The following is a 21,839-nucleotide window of genomic DNA, read 5'->3' on the forward strand; positions in this document are numbered from 1 at the left end:
CTTGATCAACAACTGCCAATTTAAAGGCGAAGGAATAGTCTCTCTGTGTACGCTTAGGTGTTGTAGTCATTGCACTCTCCAATTGAAGTATTGAAAAGTGACAACCTTATTTAGGACGGGTCAACTCCAATAAAAAAGCCTTTCAGACGAAAGGCTTTTTTTACATTCAAGTTTGCTTAATTTCTTATCAAGCTTTTTAGACTCTAGGCTTTTGCCGGTAAGGTAAAAGTAGAGGTTGCCTGCTTCGTTTGCTCTGCCGACCCAGACAAGGCATCGGTTAATGAGGTTAAGCGCAATGAAGTTTGGCTGTTATTTCCTGTCACATCCACAATCTGAACAATGTGTAAGGCGATTTCATTGGCTTCTTCCGCTTGGCTTTGAGCCAATGCAGACAGCTCGTCTAAGCTTCTTAGAGAGACCTCAGAGTCTTTTTCTAGCTGACTCAAAGGGACAACAACGTTTTCTATTTGCGTTACACCATTGCGCATACGCTCTTGGCCCTGTTCCATCTCATCCGAGATTTGCACAGACAAGTTCGCAATCGATGTAATGACCTGATCAATCGATTCGGTTACTTTCGCCGTGTTGCTCGCTAGGTTTCTCACTTCATCTGCAACAACCGCAAAGCCTCGGCCAGCTTCACCTGCACGCGCTGCTTCAATCGATGCGTTAAGCGCCAACAAGTTCGTTTGGTCAGCCACATTACGAATGTCATTTACAAAGTCAGACACAGTCGTTGCGCTTTCTTTTAGCTTGGCAACAGAATGAGCCGTTTCCTCTATGTAAGCGGCCACGGAGGTAATGTCTTGCGCTGCCGTACTGATGATTTCTTTACCTTGTTTCGCAAGGTCATGTGCGGCTTCTGCTTGATTACGAGACACACTCACATGTTCTGCCATGACTTTTACACCACCAGACAACTCTTCAACAGACGCTTGAATGTCACTCGCCATCGCTTCTTGTTTGTCTGATCCTTGCTGCACATCTGTCACGCTCATGCGGATGTTGCTAACCGAGTTCACAACAGTTTGTGCGCTCATATCGATTTTACTCACCACATCGCCCAAACTGGATTGCATGCTTTTCAGGCTATTAACCAATTTTCCGATTTCGCCTTTTGACTGAATATCAATGCTATGAGACAAATCGCCTTTCGCCACACAATCAAGCAAAGAAGCCACTTTTTCTAAAGGATTTACAATGCTACGCGTGATCAATACAGACATAATCGCGCCAACTAGAACCGCAATAATGCCAACGCCAATGATCATTAAAATCGCGATTTCAGACTCAGATAAAATGGACTGCTGACGCTGCTGCATGATAGTTCGCTCGCTTTCCGCAAGCGCTTCGGTTTGATTTAGGAAGGTTTGCAACTCATCTCGTGTTGGCCCAGCCATTTGTGCTTTCGCATCACTTAACTCCCCAAACTCCAAGGCTTCTACAGTAGATTGCAAAGCCGCTTGATAAATTTCTCTTTGCTTCTTCAGTGCCTCGACAACTGCCTTGTTTTTATCCGAAGTCACAAGGTTTGTCATGGTTTCTAAACTGGCGTCCATGTTGCGATTACGTTCGTCGATTTCTTTGTAAATCGCGACGCGCTCATCTCGATCTTCCAATACGAACAGTAGAAGAAGGCGGCTCGCCAAGCTTTCGGCATTTACATTCAGGTCGCCGGTTAATTCAACCAAGGCCGCGTTTTCGTCAACGATGCCACGGATGTTGCCAGATAATGACTGAAAACGCGTTGCAGAAAGACCCACAACAACCAAAAGCAGTATCAACAGCACTAAATAGCTGGCCGTTAATCGACCTCGAATTGTTGCAAAACTCAACATATATTTGCCCTTCTACACTCGTTAAAAATACTCTGCTCAATGCTCTATTTTTACTTAACATTAGACGTAAAGCACGCAGCTTTTGTTACATTAACGAAAAATAACAATATATTCCGCTACATTTTTCGCTGTATTGGAGAGGTATAGGCAATTAAAAACAGAAGTGCAGCGCAAACAACAACACTTGGTCCAGTTGGTGTATCCCATTGATAAGACGCCCACAAGCCGCCGCAGACAGAGAAACAACCGATAATACTGGCGATGGATGCCATTTGAACCGGCGTTTTAGACAGCTTACGAGCGGTTGCAGCCGGAATAATCATCAAAGAAGTAATCAAGAGTACACCGACAATTTTCATGGCAACGGCAATCACCAAAGCCACCAGCAACATCAGCAACAAACGGATGGATTCCACTGGATAACCTTCCACTTTCGCCAACTCTTCATTAACTGTCATGGCTAATAAAGGCTTCCAAAAGGCAATCAGCAAACTGATCACAGCCACACCACCACCGTAAATCCAATAAACGTCAACTTGGCTAATAGCCAATAAGTCACCGAATAAATACGCCATTAAATCGATTCGGATATTATCGAGAAAGCTCACAGCGACTAACCCTAAAGACAAGGCAGAATGCGCCAAAATACCCAATAATGTGTCCGTCGCAATAATGTGTTTCTTTTGCAGCGTCACCAAAACCAACGCCAAACCGACACATAAAACGATAATCGCAAGGTTTAAGTTAATATCAAACAAAAAGCCAAGCGCCACACCCAACAAGGCAGAGTGAGCCAAAGTATCCCCGAAATAAGCCATGCGACGCCAAACAACAAACGCACCCAAAGGCCCAGCAACGGCCGCCACACCCAATCCACCGATTAAGGCTCTGAACAAAAGATCTAACATGGTATTACGAACTCCAAACTCGGTAGGGCTTAATGGTTACAATGGGCGTGAGCGTTTTCATCGCCAGAAAGAATATCGCCATGCTCGCTATGAACATGATCGTGCTGATGGGCATAAATCGCGATGGATTCGTCTGCACCGGGCACACCAAACAAAGCTTGATAGGCCGGATGACCCGTAACATGCTGCGGGCTACCAGAACAACAAACGTGTTGGTTAATACACACAACCGTATCGGTTTTCGCCATTACTAGATGCAAATCATGAGACACCATCAACACACCGCAACCTAGCTCGTCACGAATGCCTTCAATCAAGTTATAAAGCTCAACCTGACCATTCACATCCACGCCTTGTACAGGTTCATCTAACACAAGCAGATTAGGTTTGTTTAACAGGGCGCGCGCTAATAAAACACGTTGAGTTTCGCCACCGGATAACACATGAACTTGTGAATGAAGCAGATAAGCGATACCCAGTTTTTCCAGCGTAGGAAGAATGTCACGCTTATCAACGCCGCGCACCAAAGCCAAAAAATGCTTAACGGTTAATGGCAAAGTTGGATCAACGTGTAGCTTTTGCGGCATATAACCAATTCGCAATGCCTTATGTCGTATCACTTTTCCTGAAGTTGCCGCCTGCAAGCCCAAGAGAGTCCGGATTAAGGTACTTTTGCCACTGCCGTTTGGACCAATCAGAGTAACAATTTCTCCTTCGCTGATACTCATATCAATACTGTCTAACAGCGCTCTTCCATCGAATGAAATACCAATTTTTTCAAAAGCGACTAGCTGGTTATTCACGCACTTGCTCCCGCAGAACCGTCTTTACAAGAAGAGCACAAGCCCGTTAATTCAATCGTTTCAGCACGTAATTCAAAACCTTGCTTGGAGGCTTTAGCAATAAGCGCAGCGTGAATATCTTGGTAATCAAACTCCATAACATTGTGGCAATCATCGCAAATCAAGAAGTAGCCTTTATGCTCTTTATCCGCATGCGCACAGCCTAAGTAGGCATTCATTGATTCCACTTTATGAATCAATCCGGCGTTGATTAAAAAGTCCAAAGCGCGATAAACCGTTGGCGGAGCCGAGTTAAACCCTTCTTCCGCCAGCTTAGCCAATAATTGATAAGCACCTAGCGGTCGGTGGCTTTCCCAGATCAGCTCTAAAGCACGACGACGCACTTTAGTAAGACGTTGACCCTGTTCTACACAAAGTGTTTCAGCCGTCGCCAAAGCACTATCGATGCAAACATTATGATTATGGTGATGCGTGTGATCTTGTGACGTGTTTTTACTCATTAAAACGCCCTCCCTGCATTGCTGATATAGCTCCAAATCATGGAACAACTAATAACGATCAAAGCGAATGCCGCAATAAAACCAAATACGCGAGAAACTCTTTGGCGCCAAACTTGGTGTTCTCGGCTCAATACAAAGCCAGTATCACGAACAAAGACACTGATGCCTGCTAACGTGGCGACAGTAATGGCTGTCCCCAATGACATAGCAAATGTCGCGGCCAAACCCCATTGAAAAATTCCTGTGCTCAAAGAAAACAACAAAACCAGAATCGCCCCAGTACAAGGACGAATGCCAACCGCTAAAGTCATCGCCCAGATACTGCGACGAGCGGTTTTTGCTTCCTCTGATGCTTGCTGTTCATGGTGAGAACAACAAGAGTAACCATGCGAATGATCATGAGAGTGGCTATGTGAGTGTTCGTGTGAGTGACCGTGTGAATGGTCATGCAAATGATCTTTAGAATGATCGTGACCACAGCTGGATTTGCCACGCAATAAACGTGTCAGCATCCAAACGCCAATCAAGCCTACTGCAGCGAAACTAGCCACTTCAAAAAAACGGCTAATTTGCATGGCCTTTCCAGCTAAAGAAAACACCTGACTTAATACAACAATGACCAGAACAGCCATGATACCTTGAGCGCCAGCGCATAAAAACGACAAGCTGATACCACGACGTAGCGGCGCTTTACTGGCAAGCATGTAAGCGGAAATCACCGCTTTACCGTGGCCAGGGCCCGCCGCATGAAATACACCATAAAAGAAGCTTGTGGTAATCAGTCCCCATAACAAAGCCACGCTGCCTTCTTTGCTGATCGCGCGCACCAAGGTTACTAATTCACGATGAAAGTTTGCCTGCTGACCAATAATCCATTGAATAAAATCCTGATAAAATGATAAGTCTACCGCGGCATAAAGAGGAGATTGGAAAAGCAAAAAAGAAAGAAAGATAAAAACGGCGTTTTTCGCCATAACAGGCTCTCACTTGGTTAAAGTATGTTTTGTTATGATATAACAACTAAAACACAAGGAGAAGCCAATAGAAGCCCTGTTACAAAATCAGCGCTGACTTAATGCGAGTTTTACACCAAAGCCCACCAACAACAGACCAGTTAAGCCGTCTAAAACCTGCGCCACTCTTGGTCTTGCCAACCAAACTCGTGCTTTATGCACCATAAGCGCAAGAAACGTTTGCCACGCCATCGCAATAATAAAGTGAAGAGACGCCATAAACAGAGATTGCCCCAAAGCAGAATAGCTTGGGTCGATAAACTGCGGCAAAAATGCCATGTAAAAAATAATCGGTTTTGGATTCAATACGTTAGACAAAATTCCCTGACGAAATCCACCCCACGCGGTTAATGGCTTCGACGCGCTTTTATCCGTAAAAGTCATTCCTACAGGCTTCATCACACTGCGTAACGCCTGCACACCCAAATAGACAAGATACGCCGCACCCAAGAGTTTAAACGCTGTGAATAAGCCCGCGGAGCCTAATAAAATCACCGACAAGCCTAAAGCTGACAAGGTGGCATGGGCAAACAATCCCATACAAATACCTAAACTGGTTAGAAAACCTAAACGCCAGCCGCCCTGTGCTGCATTACGCATCACCAAAATGGTGTCTACGCCTGGACTCATAGTGAGAACAGAAATTGCCAACAAAAAGGGTAACCATTGAAAATGCTCTATCATTGAAATCTTCCTTAAGAAATAGAATCTTGGCTTATGAGTGGCAACTTAAATCGACCCAGAAAGCAACGGACGTTTCTTCTGCATCACGCTGAATCGGTGTACACATTTCGGCAGACATACCAGACAAGCGCACCAAACCTTCTTCTAATGGTTCCATAGCGAAATACAATTCATCATCGCCATAAGCCAAGCTCAGTACAGAAGTGGATAGATCAACTGGCGTCGGTAGCAAAATACCAAAGCGAATCCAAAGCATTTGATCGCGAATGCGAACATCTAAAATGCGCACATCCTTTGGTTTTATATCCTGACCGTCTTGTTTCATCTTGATGAAATAGCCATAAGTATCAAAGCTTTGCATCACCTCGATCATGTCGAGCTTTTCTTGGCCAGTCAGTTCGCCATCGGCATTCACATCGTATTCAGCAATCAGGCTTGTCGAGGTAAAAAGATCGAGACTCCACGTGCCTTCTAAAATCTCTATATTTGGTTGATCAACCGTGACTCGATATTGCGAATCGACCCAAACGTGAGGATGAGCAACCGCATTACCAGCAAACAAAACACACAGACACAACCAGAGACGAATCATTTTATTCCACCAAGCTTGGCGTATATCGAACACGCGCTTCTAAAATACGTTGAAATTCGAGCGGATCATGTTGTTGTGCGAGGCGTTCTGGGTCGTGTTTTGCACCGTGCCAAGCTTCTAAGCGAGACAACCAGAAACGCAACGCCGCAATCCGCAGCATATAAGGCCAAGCCATGACTTCTTCGTCAGTGACTTCCCTTTCGTGCAAATAAGCTTTTAGCAAAGCACGATATTTCGGCATGTCCAATTCGCCTGTTTCCATGTCCGTACACCAATCGTTCACGACGATGGCTAAATCATACATCACCCAAGAGTGGCAAGCATTATAGAAGTCGATAATCGCCGACAAAGCCTTACCTTCAAACAAGGTATTGTTGTAGAACAAATCCCCATGAATCGTGGTTTTCGGTAAGTTCTCATGCTCGGCAATAAAGGCATCAAACTCAGCGATTTGAGACAGTAGCAATTGCGCTTGTTCTGGCTCTAATTCAGAGGCGATGGCTTTGCTGGTTCTATGCCACCAAGCCACACCACGGTGGCTATCACGATGTTCTGGGAAATCTTCACCTGCGATGTGTAACTTCGCCAAAGCTTCGCCCATTGCTCGACAAGAGGTGACATCCGTACTCTCTAATTCACTTCCAGGAAAGCAATCGACAATAATCGCAGGGCGACCATTTACTTCGCGCAATCGTTCGCCATGAATATCAATCAAGGCCGCTGGCACATTAAAACCTTTGTGTTTCAAATGCGCGACAACATCCAAAAAGTAAGGCACTTCCTCTAAATCAAATTCTTCAAACAAGGTCACCACATACTTTCCTGTGGTGGTATTCAGAAAATAATTGGTGTTTTCAACACCGCCTGAAATACCTTGGAACGAAACCAGTTCGCCTAAATAATAATCGGCCACTAAGGCACGCATGTCAGAATCAGAAAGGGATGTGTAAACAGCCAAGTTGTATTACCTATAATTATGATCAAGAGACTCGATAGACAGTCAAAAGATAAAGCGATGACGAAAACGCCTATGCTCCACAATAAGCGGCAAAAGGTCAATTCGTATTAGTTGTCTTTTAGACTATAAAAATAATCTCAAACACATAGAATAGAAGCCAATAATCGCCGATTCACACAGAGGTTTTATTTTGGCTACGGATTCTTCAACACAGAACACACCTATGATCTTGGTAGACGGCTCGTCTTATTTATACCGAGCTTTCCACGCTATTCCACCAATGCACACCAGTGATGGACATCCAACCAACGCCACTCGCGGTGTGATCAGCATGATCCGCAGCTTGATCAAAACCTATCCAGATTCGCCAATGGTGATCATCTTTGATGCCAAGGGCAAAACCTTCCGTGATGACATTTACAGCGAATACAAAGCACAACGTCCGCCAATGCCTGACGACTTACGTCCACAAATCGAGCCAATTCATCGCATGGTGGAAGCCATGGGCTTGCCGCTGGTCATTATTGATGGCGTAGAAGCGGACGACGTGATCGGCACCATTGCCAAACAAGTGGGTGAATCTGGACGTGAAGTCATTGTTTCCACAGGTGATAAAGACATGGCGCAATTGGTGACAGAGAAAGTCACCCTTGTGAATACCATGAACAACACTGTGATGGACATTCAAGGTGTAAAAGACAAATTCGGTATTCCGCCAGAATTGATTATCGACTACCTCGCGCTCATGGGCGACAAAGTGGACAACATTCCGGGCGTTCCGGGCGTTGGCGAAAAAACCGCTTTAGCCTTGTTACAAGGTTTGGGCAGTATCAAAGAAATCTACACACGCTTAGATGAAATCGCCGATTTGGGCTTCCGTGGTTCCAAAACCATGAAGCAAAAAATGGAAGACAACAAAGACATGGCAGAGCTGTCCTATTTACTAGCGACAATTAAATGCGATGTGGAATTACCGTTTAATTCATTAGAACTGAAAAACGGCGACATGAACAAAGACGTTCTGCGTGAGTGGTTCGAAAAGCTGGAATTCAAAACTTGGCTCAAAGATTTAGACAAAGCGCCTTCTGATAGCCTTGTTTCAAGTGACACCGAAGACAGTGCAGAAGGACAAGTAGACGCACCAGTGGCTTCGAATATCGAAGTGAACTACGAAACTATCTTGGACAAAGATGCGTTCAATATTTGGTTAGGCAAAATCCAAAGCGCTGAACTCACTGCATTTGACACAGAAACCACCAGCCTAAATTACATGGCGGCAGAACTGGTTGGCGTGTCTTTCTCGGTGGAAGCGGGCGTTGCGGCTTATGTGCCTTTTGCCCACGACTACGAAGGCGCACCAGAGCAGCTTGACCGTGATTGGGTGTTAGAACAGCTCAAACCTTGGTTGGAAGACGACAGTAAAGCGAAAGTCGGCCAACACCTTAAATACGACGCTAACGTACTGAATAACTACGACATCATACTGCGCGGCATCCAATACGACACCATGTTGGAATCTTACGTGTACAACTCTGTGAGCTCTCGTCATGACATGGACACGCTGGCGAAGAAATTCCTCGGTCACACTTGCGTCAGCTTTGAAGAATTAGCCGGCAAAGGCAAAAAGCAGAAAACCTTTAATGAAATCGACCTAGAACAAGCGGCTTTTTATGCCGCCGAAGACGCGGACATTACCTTGCGCCTTCACCAAGCTATTTGGCCGAAAGTAGAGAAAACACCAGAATTGGTTAGCATTTTTAAAGACATTGAATGCCCTCTTATTCCTGTTTTAGCGAGCATGGAACAAACTGGCGCCTTGATTGACCCAGAACTTTTGCACGCACAAAGCAGTGAAATTGCCGCGAAATTGCAAGAACTGGAGATAAAAGCTCACGAAGTGGCCGGGGAAAGTTTCAACCTAAGCTCGCCAAAACAACTGCAAGTCATCTTGTTTGAAAAACTCGAACTGCCTGTTATCAAGAAAACACCAAAAGGCCAGCCATCAACTGCCGAGCCTATTTTGCAAGAACTGGCGCAAGGTTATGAATTGCCACGTTTGATCATGGAGCACCGTAGTTTGTCTAAGTTGAAATCGACTTACACAGACAAGTTACCAGAAATGATCCAGAAAACAGGTCGTATTCATACGTCCTACCATCAAGCGATTACTGCCACAGGCCGCTTGTCATCGACAGATCCAAACTTGCAAAACATCCCGATTCGTACGGCAGAAGGTCGTCGTATTCGCCAAGCCTTCATCGCGCCAACAGGCTACAAAATGCTCGCGGCCGATTACTCCCAAGTGGAACTTCGTATCATGGCGCATTTGTCCCAAGACAAAGGCTTACTCGATGCCTTCACCAAAGATGCTGACGTGCATAAAGCCACCGCCGCGGAAGTTTTTGAAGTGGCCTTAGACGAAGTGACAACCGAACAGCGCCGCCGCGCCAAAGCCATCAACTTTGGCTTGATCTACGGCATGTCTGCTTTTGGCCTCGCGAAACAGCTTGATATCAGCCGACCAGAAGCCGCGAAATACATCAAACGCTACTTCGAACGTTACCCAGGCGTACAGCAATACATGGAAAACACCCGCGAAGGCGCGAAAGAAAAAGGCTACGTGGAAACCATTTATGGTCGTCGCTTGTACTTGCCAGACATCAAAGCCAGCAACGCCATGATGCGCCAAGCCGCGGAACGCACCGCGATCAACGCACCAATGCAAGGCTCCGCCGCTGACATCATCAAACGCGCCATGATCAAAATGCACGACTGGCTACAAAGCACAGACCTAGACGTGAAAATGATCATGCAAGTACACGATGAACTCATCTTCGAAATCGCCGAAAAAGACCTAGACGCCGCACAAGCCAAAATCGTCGACATCATGCAAAACAGCAGCAAAATTGACGTACCTTTATTGGTAGAAGCAGGTGTTGGAGACAACTGGGACGAGGCGCATTGAGCACTCGGACTAAAAGGGGTCAGATTATTGAGAGACACAGGAAGGCTTTTGAGGAATCAAAAGCCTTTTTATTCGATGTAATCAATGATCCTGAACAATTTTTTGGGCCAATAAAGGAACCCATAACACGGCGTATTAAATTGGTCTTGCTTCGTAAACGGTCAGCACTTGTTGATTAGCCATCATCCACTCAGAAGTATCTTCACATCTTAGTCGGATAATTTGTTCCAGAGACTGCATCAAAATCGGTATATCAAATTTTAGAATGGGTTCATGATGAGCAACTCGATTTCGTACTTCTCTAACAAGGCCAATTTGAATCCGAATATACTCACGCAGATCGGTTGAAGATAGATTTAAAGAGGTATGATTTGGAAAGGTATTGAAAATATGCTTTTCCCAAATCTGCCGTTGAAACCTCGAAGTAAAACACTTTTCCCAGAAAACGAATTTAAGCTCAGGTATCACCTTGCTTAACTTTGAGTGTTTTCTCACGACTTTTTCAAGGTCATCAAGTGAACAGTATCCCTTTTTTGCCCTTTTCAGAGATCGTCGAAAACTTTGAGCCGTATGCCAATGAGGTGAATGGACATTTGATAGTGCATCACTCACAGCATTACGCAACGACACTTCAAATATGTGAAAGGGGTAAATTAAAGCTGACGACAGCTGAGCATTCCAACGATAAAGATCTAATGCGTTGACATTAGAACCAGCGACTTCTCGCTCAAAGGTACTCATTCTAGATAATGACAGCGTGCTTTTGATACTATCCATGTATGCAAAACCTGTTGGTATTATGATCAACTCAGTATACCCGAAATGGAAAATACAGTTGACGTTTTCGTTTGCGATATATATATTTACTGAGCGAGCCACGGGATTTGTTTAGCGAAAGCTTTCCCCCGAGGACATATGATAAAGAAGCCTACATTGAAAAATGTGGGCTTTTTTTGTGCTTGTTAAACAAAACCTTGTACCCTAAATACCAGACAAAATATCACTCAGCTGAAACCCTCAAGACAAAACAATATTGCCCTAAATAGGTTGAGCTAAAGCTCAATTATCGACATAATCAAAATGCACGACTGACTACAAAGCACAAACCTAGACGTGAAAATGATCATGCAAGTACACGATGAACTCATCTTCGAAATCGCCGAAAGTGATCTTGCAGAAGCGCAAGCGAAAATCGTCGACATCATGGAAAGCAGCAGCAGAACTGACTGTCGTTATTGGTTTAAGTTAGGATTAAGGTTCACGCTGCACTAGTTTAGAAACATAGACAGGGTTTTGAGCAATCAAAGCCCTTTTTGATTGGCTTTCATAACAATTTGATTAGGAAAACCGACCTGATCTATAAAGCGCCAATCAATAGTAAAATATCTTTAACCTGAGCCTAAATATCCCACCCTAGCCTCCTTTGACTTTTAGGTGACGAGATAATAACAAGGTGATATATTAAATTTTTTTGGAAAATCCAGATCTGATTTTATTGAAATCGAATCATTGCATATAAAAAATACTTGATTTTAACGCAAATAAAAATCTATTGAAATTTCAATATAATAATATATTCATAACTTAAAAGGATTAAGGCTGTGTATCAAAAGAAATTAGAGTTTGGAAATTACACATTGAATTTTGGAAGTAAACTAGTGCTACTGGATCTACTTGAAGAAATTGTCCTCCCTTCATTTAAGGAAAGAAAATATAAAAGAGTTTATGCTGATACAGAGTATTTTTTCATCAATACCAGAATAATAAAAATCAATAGAGATAATCGTTTACCTATAGTTGGGATTCATGGAAAAATAGTAAAAAACACAAAATTAAAAAGAGAGCAAATATATAAAGAAGGCGAGTTAATAAGTAATATAAAGTCCCTTGACTCTGCACCAAGCTCTAGCTTTTTCCTTTGCTTAAACAACCACAGAATAATTCTTTGTAAAGAAATGCCAGGCGCACCAGATTTAGATAGCTTCAAAATATCTAGTGAAAAATTCCTAAAGGACTCTCATAAATCTTTTCTTGAAAATGAATACATATCGCTCAAAAAAATTACTAAAAACTCTAGTCATCAAAAAATTAAAACCAAAAAAAGTCTACTTATTGATTACCCTCTTCCAAACCTTAGAATCACACCTCTTTCAGATAAGGTTTCATTAGAAAGTTTTGTAAAAAATCTTGATATAATTGATAAATTATCTATTAAACTACTTAAAACAAATAGTGAAGAAATCGATAATGATGATTATTGGAGGAGCATTGATGAAAGTAGAATAGCAATGGGAAGCTCATCGGCTAAAGTAGATTATGCTAGTGGTAAGGATGGGCTAAATCATGATGAAGTTTTAAGGCAAACTAAATCAGCTGTAAGACTAGGAAATTCTGACTTCAAGTGTTCAGGCACGGATAAAAGTGGTGACAAAATAAGTGGTAGTAATGATGATTTTAAGCTTTCTCGTGAAATTGATGAAATAGCAACCGACCCATATGAGGCTGCTAGTCAAAAATATCAACAGCTAGAAAAACTCGAAAAAGAAAATGTTATATCATTGCCTAAAGAAGATAACAAAACAAAAGAAAAAATAATCGATTTTCTCGAGAGAAAAAAATGGATGACACAAGGGATTTAAAATGTACAATTTTGACCCAAATGACTTAACTAAAGAAAAAAGCATTTTTGATATTTTTAAAAAAACGATAAAAATAAGAGTGAGTAAATTTCATAAATTAATAATTATATCTATTTTCATTATTTCATCTTTAGGATCATATTTTCTAAAAATAACTCCTGATCAGATAAGACATCTTTCAGAAATTGGCTTTAATTTTGGCATGACAACATTAGGTTTTTTGATAGCTGGCTTTACTATATTTACCACTTTAGCAAAACCTGAAATGATGTTAAGTATGATGAATCATCAGAATGAAAAATATAAAATTCCAACTTTAAAATATAATTTATTTGTATTTATGAAAGTATTTATACACTTTATTTTTTTTACATTCCTGTACTTATCAGTAATAGCATTTGGTCAAAGTGGAGGGTTGGTATCAAAATTAATTTTCATTATAACCCCATATATAAGTAAGAATATTATATTATGTATATTATATACAATTATCGTTTGTAGTTTATTTCACCTCCTTCTCTCTCTGAAGACTTTTATTTTTAATACATACGCCATTGTAATGAGCACTCTTCGATGGGAATACCATATATCCTCTACTACAAAAAAAACAGATGAAAAGTGAACCTTATGACTTCAGCTCCACACGATTTTTATCAGTAAAATATGTCATTTTGTTAGAACCTCAATTCCTTTCTTAGCGATACAAAATAATTAGTATCAGAGTAGAGCCCAACACTATTTAAAATAATTAGAAATAATTCGGGCAGTGTTAAATTAAACACTCTTTCAAAGTTATCATGTGAGCCAAGTGCAACCAATTCTAATGTAACTGTGCCATCTGCATAGCTATAGCCTAATAACGTAAACTGTTTCATCATTTTAAATTTATGAACACGTAAGAAGCTAAGAACTCTGTTTATAGAATCTATGTAATCTTTTAGCCAAAGTCGTAAGGCTCCAGTTTGCCTACTTCTTTTTCTACTTTTGCAATAATAGTCTGCTTAACAAACTCATAATGAAGGTCTGGATTATCTTTCATCATTTCACCAATTCTTGCCCAATGCTCAATTTGCTTAAGCGCTGTTCTACCTAGTGCTTTTGCCATAATACTGGCTTTATCTACCAGATATTGGTCTATTCTGAGACTTGTTGTGGGCATAATACTTACCTCGTCTTTCTTTAACATTCCACAAAATGAGCTACATTATTTCACTTTCGACCTAAAAGGTGGCCAGATCCCTTTTCAAACTGACTTATTATTAATTGATCTCAATTGACCATGATTTACGTAATGCTTTTATGTCTCATAAAAAACCTTATCTACCTGAAAAGATTTGCCTCGTCTGTCAGCGTCCGTTTACGTGGCGCAAGAAGTGGGAGCGTGATTGGCCGCAGGTAAAATATTGCTCTGAGCGATGTAAACGACAAGGAAAGCGTCAGGACCTGTAGTTGTATTGCACTTTCTGAGTCAACATAAGTCGGTTTTTGTTTATACTTATGTTTATCACTGGCACAAGCCTCGTTAAATCGATGAAGAGACTCTAAATGGCAAAGCGTAAACGAAGTATTTTCGGTTGGATATGGTTTGTCATCTGGCGCGCAGCACTGATTTTGATATTGGTTTTATTCTTGTTTCGGTTTGTTCCTTTGCCGACAACGGCGTTTATGTTGCAAAGCCCTTATCCGGTTTCACAGGATTGGATCAGTATAGACGAGCTTCCAGCTCACATGCCGTTGGCCGTCGTGGCGTCTGAAGATCAACGTTTCCCATCTCATATCGGTCTTGATTTCATTTCGATTCGTAAAGCTCTTGATAAATACGGCGATGGCGAAGGTCTTCGTGGGGCGAGTACCATTACCCAACAAACAGCGAAAAATATCTTTCTGTGGCCTGGGCGAAGCTTTGTTCGTAAAGGAATTGAAGCCTCTTTAGCTCTCGGCCTCGAAGTCATTTGGGGCAAAAAGCGCATATTAGAAGTTTATTTAAACGTGGCAGAGTTTGGCAAAGGCATTTATGGTGTCGAGGCAGCCAGTCAGTATTATTTCAAACGCTCAGCAAGTCGCTTAACCAAGAACCAAGCCGCGCGATTAGCCGTTATGTTGCCAAGCCCTCGTACGAGACAAGCCAATGCATTGACCTTTTATCTTGGACAAAGGGTGATTTGGGTTGAGCGGCAAATGCAACAATTAGGCAGCGGCCACCTAAAAGCCATTCTAGAGTAAAAGGTTCTGCCCTCTTTTTGAGGTAAAGTGCTAGAATCCTCGCCATTCTAATTTCTATTTAATACCAAGGTAAGCCATGACCGTTCTTCTAATGACGCCACCAATGACGCAGCTAAACACGCCGTATCCAGCGACCGCGTATTTAACCGGCTTTTTGCGCTCTCGTGGTTATGAAGCGGTGCAGCGTGATCCTGCCATTGAGCTTTTCCTTGAGATGATGACTATGCCAGCGCTGGATATTATTCGTCAGCATGTGGAAGATAACTTCGAGGCGTTTGAAGACGATGAGCTGCCAGACGTTATCTACACTTTTATGGTGGAATTTGACCGCTATCGCTTGTGCGTTGAGCCTGTCATTCGTTTTCTACAGGGCAAAGACCCAAGCCTTGCGTTACGTATTGTTTCCCGTCGTTTCCTGCCTGAAGGCCCTGCATTCGATGCTATCGCTCAGATGGAAGCCGTGTCTGGCGATATTCTAAAAACCTCGTTTGGCAGTTTGGGGCTGCAAGACAAAGCCAAGTATTTGGCGACCTTGTTTATCAATGATTTGTCTGCCGTGATTACACAAGGTGTTGACCCTTACTTTGAAGTCAGCCGTTATGGTGAGCGCCTTGCCGCCGCCAACCCAAGTTTTGATGATCTTTACAACACCTTAATGGATGAGCCGAGTTTTAGCTCTGAAATTCTAGAACAACTGGTTGAGTTGTATTTAGAAGAAACTCAACCCAGCGTTGTTGCGCTCACCGTTCCTTTTCCAGGCAATGTGTTAGGCGCTTTACGAATTGCTCAAACCTGTAAGGCGATTAACCCAGATCTTCCTGTTGTGATGGGCGGTGGTTTCGTCAATACCGAACTCCGCGCCTTGAAAGACCCAAGAGTCTTTGAGTTTGTTGATTTCATCTGTTTAGACGATGGCGAACGCCCGTTTATGACCCTGCTGGAATACTTCGACGGACAGCGAGAAATTGACGATTTGGTGCGAACCTACTTCCTCGCGGAAGACGAAAACGGCGAGCAATATGTACATTACAATGAAAACGCTGAACTCCACGATATTCCACAAACCGATGTGGGCACGCCTATTTACGACGGCTTGCCATTGGGCGAATACCTTTCTTTGTGTGAAATGCTCAACCCTATGCACAGAATTTGGAGCGATGGACGCTGGAATAAGCTGACGATTGCTCACGGTTGTTACTGGCGAAAATGCAGCTTTTGTGATGTGACGCTAGATTACATCGACCGTTACGATGCTGCGGGGGCAGACATTTTGGTGGATCGAATCGAAGAATTAATCGAAGAAACAGGCCAAACTGGCTTTCACTTTGTCGATGAAGCTGCACCACCAAAAGCCTTATTCGCTCTAGCAAAGCGCCTTATCGAACGAGGTGTCGTGATCAGTTGGTGGGGTAACATTCGTTTTGAAAAAACCTTCACTCCAGAACGCTGTCAATTGTTGGCGGATTCTGGCTGTGTGGCCGTCAGTGGCGGTTTGGAAGTGGCATCAGACAGATTACTTAAATTGATGAAAAAAGGCGTCAGCGTCGAGCAAGTGGCTCGCGTGACCAAAGCCTTCAGTGACGCAGACATTTTGGTTCATGCCTATTTGATGTACGGCTTCCCGACTCAAACAGAGCAAGAAACCATTGATGCATTAGAAATGGTGCGCCAGATGATGGCACAAGGTTGTTTTCAGTCTGCGTTTTGGCATCGCTTCGCAGCGACGGCGCACAGTCCGATTGGCATTAACCCTGATGAATATGGCATCACGCTCGCTGAACGCCCTGATATTTTATTCGCTGAAAACGACGTGGACTTTACTGACCCAACGGGCACAGATCATGAAATGCTAGGCGAAGGGTTGCGCAAAGCACTCTATAACTACATGCACGGCATTGGTTTTGATCAGCCAATGGAGTTCTGGTTCGAGCAACCAGTAGAGAACACCTTGGTCAAACCAGACCTGATCTCAAAAGCGATCAATGATTTGATCGCTCATAGTTAAGCGGCTTACAAAAGGACGATACACGCTTGTATGCATTAACTGAGTCATGCACACTTTGAAGTACAACGTCTCTCTGTCATGAATATTAGGTTTGTTTTATGAAGTGCCCACACTGCCAATCTAAGTTGCCTTTTTCTTCACTCAAAAAAAGCTTTTTCCGCCCACAACCTTGCTCATCTTGCGATGAAGGCTACACGGTGACATTAAGTATCGGGCGTATGTTTTTATTGATTATTCCGGTGGCTTTTAGCTTGATTATGATTCGTCCGATCAGCCTACACTGGGGCGCATCACCAGCACTCATGTCCGCTTTAATCGCGCTGTTATACATTGTGTCTTGTCTCACTTTGGTCAAGCGCGCTGTTCGTTAATAGCACGCCTTTTCCAAGTTATTTTTCTCGTTTATAGCGTAGAGCTTGATCCAACGGAATGGGTCTAGAGAAGTAGAAGCCTTGCAGATAATCACAATGGTAACCAAGCAACAGATCCGCTTGTTTTTGGGTTTCAACCCCTTCAGCAATCACGGCAACACCAAGTGCGTGAGCCATTGAAATAATGGCTTCACATAAGGTTTGTGAGGCTTTTTCGTCCTCTAGCTTTTGCACAAAACTCTGGTCGATTTTGAGGTAGTCGATATCATAGTTCATGATGTAAGCAAGAGAAGAGTACCCAGTTCCAAAGTCGTCCAAAGCGACCTGAACACCTTGCTCCCTGAAAGCCAATAACGCATTGCGGGTACTCTCGTCGGAGTTCATCAATAGGTTTTCAGTAATCTCAACTACTAAGCCATTTTGCGCTTGCGCACCTTGCTCATCAGAGTTTTCTGCCAATAGCTCTTCTAATAACTGGCCTTTTTCACCTTGGTATTGAGACAGTTGCACTGGCGAGACATTCACGCTGATTTGAACATGTTTGCCGTGTACTTCTTGAATGGCTTTCAAAGCACGTTTTGCTTCTTGAATCACCCAGTGACCAACTTCGATGATTTGGCCGGATTCTTCAGCAAAAGTAATAAACTGATCAGGCGGAACCAAACCTTTCGTTGGATGTTGCCAACGGATAAGCGCTTCAAACTTAATGACATCGCCATTCTTATTGAGAATAGGCTGATAAAGCAGATAAAACTCTTCGTTGAGAATCGCTTCTCTAAGATCTTGAGCCAGTTCCATTTTGGCAATCAGGTCGTCTTTTAACTCTTTATTAAAACGACGAGTTGTACTACGACCACTCTGTTTTGCGTGGTACATCGCTTGATCAGCAGCGCCTAATATACTTCTTACGTCTTGGCCATCATGTGGGTAAATAGATACGCCAACGCTCGCCGTCAACATGACTTCACCGTGCTCCAACAAAATCGGCTGTTTGATGATGTTTTGCACTCTGTCACACAAAGCCAAAGCATCATGCTCTTTCGCTTCATCACCTTCTAAGATAAAGATAAATTCATCTCCACCTAAGCGGCTAAGCAGTTTTGCCGTCAGAAGCTGATTAATCAGACGAGAGGCTGTCACCTTCAAGATCTCGTCACCAATTTCATGACCACGAGTGTCATTGATCTCTTTAAAGTTATCTAAATCGATCAGAACAATGGCAATTTCTTCACGACCATCGTTTACTTTAAAGACCTCTGTTAGAGCGCGATTAAAGGCATCTCGGTTTGTGATACCTGTTAAGCTATCTATTTGCGCCTGCAATATAATCCTGCGTTCTGCTTCCGATTTGCGTTTTTCCATTTCCACAAAACTGTCTTGCAAGTCATCCATTTCTTTAATGCCAATCGGCTGCACTGTGCCAATAATCTCATTTCTACCTAGGCGTAATGCTAAGTCTGAGAGTTTATGAAGAGGCTTTGCAATGGCGCCCACAAAAAACACTCTCATCAACAATAAGATCACCACCACCAAAGCCGAGAAGACAACAACAATAAAGGTATAGCGATTATTTACGCGAGAAAGGGGCTCATCTACCGCCACACCAGTGATGAAGGACAATAAGACAAGACCGTCCGAACCTAATACTTGATGCTTGGTAAATACTCTGTTGACGTCATCACTTCCCTTCCAAATGGAATCGAAAGAGCTTGGTTGCTCAAACTCAACACCATCGGGAAAACTCGCAAGCGCATTTCCCTCACTGTCTAATACATAAGCCACACTTTGGTCGGGCAGCTTACTGCTGCTCAATAATGCGCTCCACCAATCCAATGACACCACAGCAACAGCAGCGCCCGCGATTTCCTCTGTGGATAACTCTATTTTGACGGGATAAGCGAAATTGATCGCTGGCGCACCAATGGCTCGATCATAGTGCAAGCCACTGGTTGTAAATCGATGTTCTGTGATGGCTTTAGAAATGTACTCTCGGTCGTTCACGTTTACTGGAGAGCTAAGCTCTGTGCCGTTACAGGTTAATATGCCTTGTTTATTCGGCACACCAATGTTCACATATCGCTCAAATAAGGGCGTAATGTTACTGACGAACTCTCGGCATAATTCGGAATCTGGGTTTTGGATTTGAGGCAAAGAAGCCAAAGAGGTTAGAAAAGCTTCCGTCGATTCGACAAGATGCTCCTGATTCTCCACCGCTTGATGGGAAACCAGTTGGGCTGCTTTAAGAAGTTCATCTTTTACAATGACTCGGCTGTAGTCAAAGCTCAGATAAATGAATAAATAAAAGGAGGCGACAACCAGCCCAGAAAGAAAGTACAGTCGCCCAACAAGTGTATTAAACATTAAAGGTCTTGGCCTAATTATCCGTATCTATAACCTAATAGATACTAAGAATGTTCCCTTCGAAATCCTTCTTCCTTTCTACTCAATTTGAAGAATCCAAAGGCTGTATTTATAGTGCTTAAATATAGCATACCCAAATGCATAACTATTCTTTATGTAATTCAAGTTAGCATAAAAAATCAAGCTGGTGTTGCAATCGATAATAAATGTATAAAGTACATAGATATTGTTGCCACAACCATGATGGCGCTAAGCCGTAGAATCTATAGAAAAGACACAGAAGAGGAAATGACATGGAGCAAACACACATTGGATCTTGCTTATGCAACGCGGTTAAATTTGAGGTAAAAGGGGAATTTAAGAAGTTCTTCCTTTGTCATTGTAGCCGCTGCCGAAAATCTTCAGGTTCTGCCCATTGCTCAAACTTATTCGCACCTGGCGCAACACTGACATGGTTATCTAGCCAAGACAAACTAAGTTTCTATAAACATCCAGACACCAACTTCGCTCGCCAGTTTTGTTCAATCTGTAGCTCATTAGTGCCTATTTATGTGGAAGCACGAGACATCGTCACTGTGCCAGCGGGATGCTTAGATTCTGACGTTGAGATTTTACCGCAAGCGCATATTTTCACAGACAGCAAAGGTAACTGGGACAAGGTTATAAATGACGTTCCTTGCTATGAAAAAATGCCAGGCTAGATTGAAATGAATTGATCACACAACCAAAAAGGCCAAGGCTCTTTTAATGGAGCCTTGGCCTTTGTCGTAATGAGTAGAGTTAATTTACGCGTTCAAAAACGGGTAGTCTGTGTAACCCTTTTCCCCTGGAGTGTAAAAAGTGGTTTGATCTGGCTGGTTTAGCTCGGCTCCTTGTTTCACGCGCTCAACAAAATCTGGATTCGCCAAAATGCTGGTACCGAACGCCACGCTGTCTGCTTGCTTATTTTCCAAGACTTGATGTGCTTCTTCTGGGCTGTAACCCATGTTCACCATCAGGTGACCTTTATATACTTCACGAGCGGCAGGAACGACATCCGCTTGCTGTAAGCCGAAGAAATCAGCACGCATTAAGTGCAAATACGCCAAATCGTAGTTGTTCAACATATCCGCTAAATAACGGATCAAGCCAACTGGATCGCTGTCTTTCATGCTGTTGAAGCTATTTAATGGTGAAAGACGAAGGCCTACTCGGCCGTTACCCATCACCTCAGTAACCGCTTCAATGACTTCTCTTAAGAAACGAGCACGGTTCTCGAATGAGCCGCCGTATTCATCTGTACGCTGATTGGCGCTGTCTCGTAAAAACTGATCAATTAAATAGCCATTCGCACCGTGAATTTCTACACCATCAAAGCCTGCTTCTTTAGCATTTACTGCCGCTTGGCGGAAATCACCTACGATGGCTTTGATCTCAGAAACAGTTAATGCACGAGGCACTGTGTAAGGCTTTTTACCTTCTGGTGTGTGAGTTTCGTCTTCGATGGCAATCGCACTTGGTGCAACAGGCTCTTTACCACCATTTAATAATGGGTGAGCAGCTCGGCCTGCGTGCCAAATCTGGAGGAAAATACGACCATCGGCTTTATGTACAGCTTCTGTAGTTAACTTCCAACCTTCTATTTGCTCTGGAGAGTAAATGCCAGGATCAGCACCAAAAGAGGACGTGTTTTCTGTCACCATTGTGCATTCGGCGATCAATAAACCTGTACTAGCACGTTGAGAGTAATACTCTGCCATTAAAGCATTTGGTAGATGATTAGGCGCGCGAGTTCGCGTAAGTGGCGCCATGACAAAGCGATTTGGCAGATCTAAATCACCCAGCTTCACAGGGTTAAATAATAAGTTATCTGTTGCATTCATTTTCAATTGCTCCAAAAAGTATCTGATTCTAGTAAGAAGAATACGTACTCAATATGGACTTATTGTTGAAAATCAATCGCTTGCACTTTCTTTACTAACTTCTCCGTCTTGTTTAAT

Annotated in this window: 21 protein-coding genes and 1 pseudogene; 9 read left to right on the forward strand and 13 right to left on the reverse strand. The window is 43.0% G+C overall.

The annotated features are described in order from the left end of the window. Window positions 1-203: 203 nt before the first annotated feature. The 8 genes from ACMUMQ_RS07935 to ACMUMQ_RS07970 all read right to left on the reverse strand — a co-directional run bounded on the left by ACMUMQ_RS07935 (window position 204) and on the right by ACMUMQ_RS07970 (window position 7,296). A complete protein-coding gene (locus tag ACMUMQ_RS07935) occupies window positions 204-1,838 on the reverse strand; it encodes a methyl-accepting chemotaxis protein (RefSeq protein ID WP_414681458.1) in 1,635 nt (544 codons plus the stop codon). Window positions 1,839-1,954: 116 nt separating this feature from the next. Next, window positions 1,955-2,746, reverse strand: a complete 792-nt coding sequence (gene znuB / locus ACMUMQ_RS07940; RefSeq protein ID WP_414681459.1) for a zinc ABC transporter permease subunit ZnuB — start codon at window positions 2,744-2,746, stop codon at window positions 1,955-1,957. Between the two features lie 29 nt (window positions 2,747-2,775). Beyond that, window positions 2,776-3,549, reverse strand: a complete 774-nt coding sequence (gene znuC / locus ACMUMQ_RS07945) for a zinc ABC transporter ATP-binding protein ZnuC (protein ID WP_317005699.1) — start codon at window positions 3,547-3,549, stop codon at window positions 2,776-2,778. Beyond that, window positions 3,546-4,049 carry a Fur family transcriptional regulator gene (locus tag ACMUMQ_RS07950; RefSeq protein WP_317005698.1) on the reverse strand — a complete coding sequence of 168 codons (504 nt, stop codon included), beginning with the start codon at window positions 4,047-4,049 and terminating at the stop codon, window positions 3,546-3,548. The genes znuC and ACMUMQ_RS07950 overlap by 4 nt, the downstream gene beginning before the upstream one ends. Beyond that, window positions 4,049-5,023: a nickel/cobalt transporter gene (locus ACMUMQ_RS07955; RefSeq protein WP_414681460.1), complete on the reverse strand. Its 975-nt coding sequence runs from the start codon at window positions 5,021-5,023 to the stop codon at window positions 4,049-4,051. Before ACMUMQ_RS07955 ends, ACMUMQ_RS07950 begins: the two co-directional genes overlap by 1 nt. Before the next feature lie 87 nt (window positions 5,024-5,110). Further along, window positions 5,111-5,746: a LysE family translocator gene (locus ACMUMQ_RS07960; protein ID WP_317005695.1), complete on the reverse strand. Its 636-nt coding sequence runs from the start codon at window positions 5,744-5,746 to the stop codon at window positions 5,111-5,113. Window positions 5,747-5,777: 31 nt separating this feature from the next. Further along, window positions 5,778-6,338 (reverse strand): DUF1007 family protein, encoded by a 561-nt coding sequence (locus ACMUMQ_RS07965; RefSeq protein WP_414681461.1) that lies wholly within the window; start codon window positions 6,336-6,338, stop codon window positions 5,778-5,780. A gap of 1 nt (window position 6,339) precedes the next feature. Further along, window positions 6,340-7,296, reverse strand: a complete 957-nt coding sequence (locus tag ACMUMQ_RS07970; protein ID WP_414681462.1) for a homoserine kinase — start codon at window positions 7,294-7,296, stop codon at window positions 6,340-6,342. Between the two features lie 223 nt (window positions 7,297-7,519). Here ACMUMQ_RS07970 and polA point away from each other — a divergent pair, with 223 nt between their 5' ends. Then, window positions 7,520-10,261 carry a DNA polymerase I gene (gene polA, locus ACMUMQ_RS07975; RefSeq protein ID WP_414681618.1) on the forward strand — a complete coding sequence of 914 codons (2,742 nt, stop codon included), beginning with the start codon at window positions 7,520-7,522 and terminating at the stop codon, window positions 10,259-10,261. 135 nt (window positions 10,262-10,396) lie between these two features. Here polA and ACMUMQ_RS07980 read toward each other — a convergent pair whose 3' ends face one another. Continuing rightward, on the reverse strand, window positions 10,397-11,038 hold the full coding sequence (locus ACMUMQ_RS07980; protein ID WP_414681463.1) for an Abi family protein: 642 nt from the start codon (window positions 11,036-11,038) through the stop codon (window positions 10,397-10,399). 330 nt (window positions 11,039-11,368) lie between these two features. On the opposite strand from ACMUMQ_RS07980, the pseudogene ACMUMQ_RS07985 reads away from it, so the two are divergent. The 3 genes and pseudogenes from ACMUMQ_RS07985 to ACMUMQ_RS07995 form a co-directional block, all read left to right on the forward strand. Then, a pseudogene (locus ACMUMQ_RS07985) lies at window positions 11,369-11,533 on the forward strand (DNA polymerase); the annotation flags it as partial. Between the two features lie 329 nt (window positions 11,534-11,862). After that, the gene (locus ACMUMQ_RS07990) at window positions 11,863-12,900 is read left to right on the forward strand and encodes a hypothetical protein (protein ID WP_414681464.1); all 1,038 of its coding nucleotides are present in this window, start codon (window positions 11,863-11,865) and stop codon (window positions 12,898-12,900) included. Between the two features lies 1 nt (window position 12,901). After that, window positions 12,902-13,522, forward strand: a complete 621-nt coding sequence (locus ACMUMQ_RS07995; RefSeq protein ID WP_414681465.1) for a hypothetical protein — start codon at window positions 12,902-12,904, stop codon at window positions 13,520-13,522. 52 nt (window positions 13,523-13,574) lie between these two features. Here ACMUMQ_RS07995 and ACMUMQ_RS08000 read toward each other — a convergent pair whose 3' ends face one another. After that, complete coding sequence (locus ACMUMQ_RS08000) at window positions 13,575-13,829, reverse strand: type II toxin-antitoxin system RelE/ParE family toxin (protein ID WP_414681619.1); 255 nt, start codon at window positions 13,827-13,829, stop codon at window positions 13,575-13,577. Window positions 13,830-13,837: 8 nt separating this feature from the next. Beyond that, on the reverse strand, window positions 13,838-14,059 hold the full coding sequence (locus ACMUMQ_RS08005) for a TA system antitoxin ParD family protein (protein WP_414681466.1): 222 nt from the start codon (window positions 14,057-14,059) through the stop codon (window positions 13,838-13,840). A gap of 140 nt (window positions 14,060-14,199) precedes the next feature. Here ACMUMQ_RS08005 and ACMUMQ_RS08010 point away from each other — a divergent pair, with 140 nt between their 5' ends. The 4 genes from ACMUMQ_RS08010 to ACMUMQ_RS08025 all read left to right on the forward strand — a co-directional run bounded on the left by ACMUMQ_RS08010 (window position 14,200) and on the right by ACMUMQ_RS08025 (window position 17,499). Then, a complete protein-coding gene (locus ACMUMQ_RS08010) occupies window positions 14,200-14,349 on the forward strand; it encodes a DUF2256 domain-containing protein (RefSeq protein ID WP_414681467.1) in 150 nt (49 codons plus the stop codon). 96 nt (window positions 14,350-14,445) lie between these two features. Next, complete coding sequence (gene mtgA / locus ACMUMQ_RS08015) at window positions 14,446-15,123, forward strand: monofunctional biosynthetic peptidoglycan transglycosylase (protein ID WP_414681468.1); 678 nt, start codon at window positions 14,446-14,448, stop codon at window positions 15,121-15,123. 76 nt (window positions 15,124-15,199) lie between these two features. After that, on the forward strand, window positions 15,200-17,128 hold the full coding sequence (locus tag ACMUMQ_RS08020) for a B12-binding domain-containing radical SAM protein (RefSeq protein WP_414681469.1): 1,929 nt from the start codon (window positions 15,200-15,202) through the stop codon (window positions 17,126-17,128). A gap of 98 nt (window positions 17,129-17,226) precedes the next feature. After that, window positions 17,227-17,499: a hypothetical protein gene (locus ACMUMQ_RS08025; RefSeq protein ID WP_414681470.1), complete on the forward strand. Its 273-nt coding sequence runs from the start codon at window positions 17,227-17,229 to the stop codon at window positions 17,497-17,499. Window positions 17,500-17,517: 18 nt separating this feature from the next. Here the strand turns inward: ACMUMQ_RS08025 and ACMUMQ_RS08030 are convergent, their stop codons facing one another. Continuing rightward, on the reverse strand, window positions 17,518-19,860 hold the full coding sequence (locus ACMUMQ_RS08030) for a bifunctional diguanylate cyclase/phosphodiesterase (RefSeq protein ID WP_414681471.1): 2,343 nt from the start codon (window positions 19,858-19,860) through the stop codon (window positions 17,518-17,520). 293 nt (window positions 19,861-20,153) lie between these two features. Here ACMUMQ_RS08030 and ACMUMQ_RS08035 point away from each other — a divergent pair, with 293 nt between their 5' ends. Further along, window positions 20,154-20,561 (forward strand): GFA family protein, encoded by a 408-nt coding sequence (locus ACMUMQ_RS08035; protein ID WP_414681472.1) that lies wholly within the window; start codon window positions 20,154-20,156, stop codon window positions 20,559-20,561. An 84-nt stretch (window positions 20,562-20,645) separates the two neighbouring features. On the opposite strand, the gene ACMUMQ_RS08040 is transcribed toward ACMUMQ_RS08035, so the two are convergent. After that, window positions 20,646-21,722 carry an alkene reductase gene (locus tag ACMUMQ_RS08040; RefSeq protein ID WP_414681473.1) on the reverse strand — a complete coding sequence of 359 codons (1,077 nt, stop codon included), beginning with the start codon at window positions 21,720-21,722 and terminating at the stop codon, window positions 20,646-20,648. Between the last annotated feature and the right edge of the window lie 117 nt (window positions 21,723-21,839).

The sequence above is a fragment of the Marinomonas algae genome (assembly GCF_047525555.1).
Taxonomy (GTDB): domain Bacteria; phylum Pseudomonadota; class Gammaproteobacteria; order Pseudomonadales; family Marinomonadaceae; genus Marinomonas.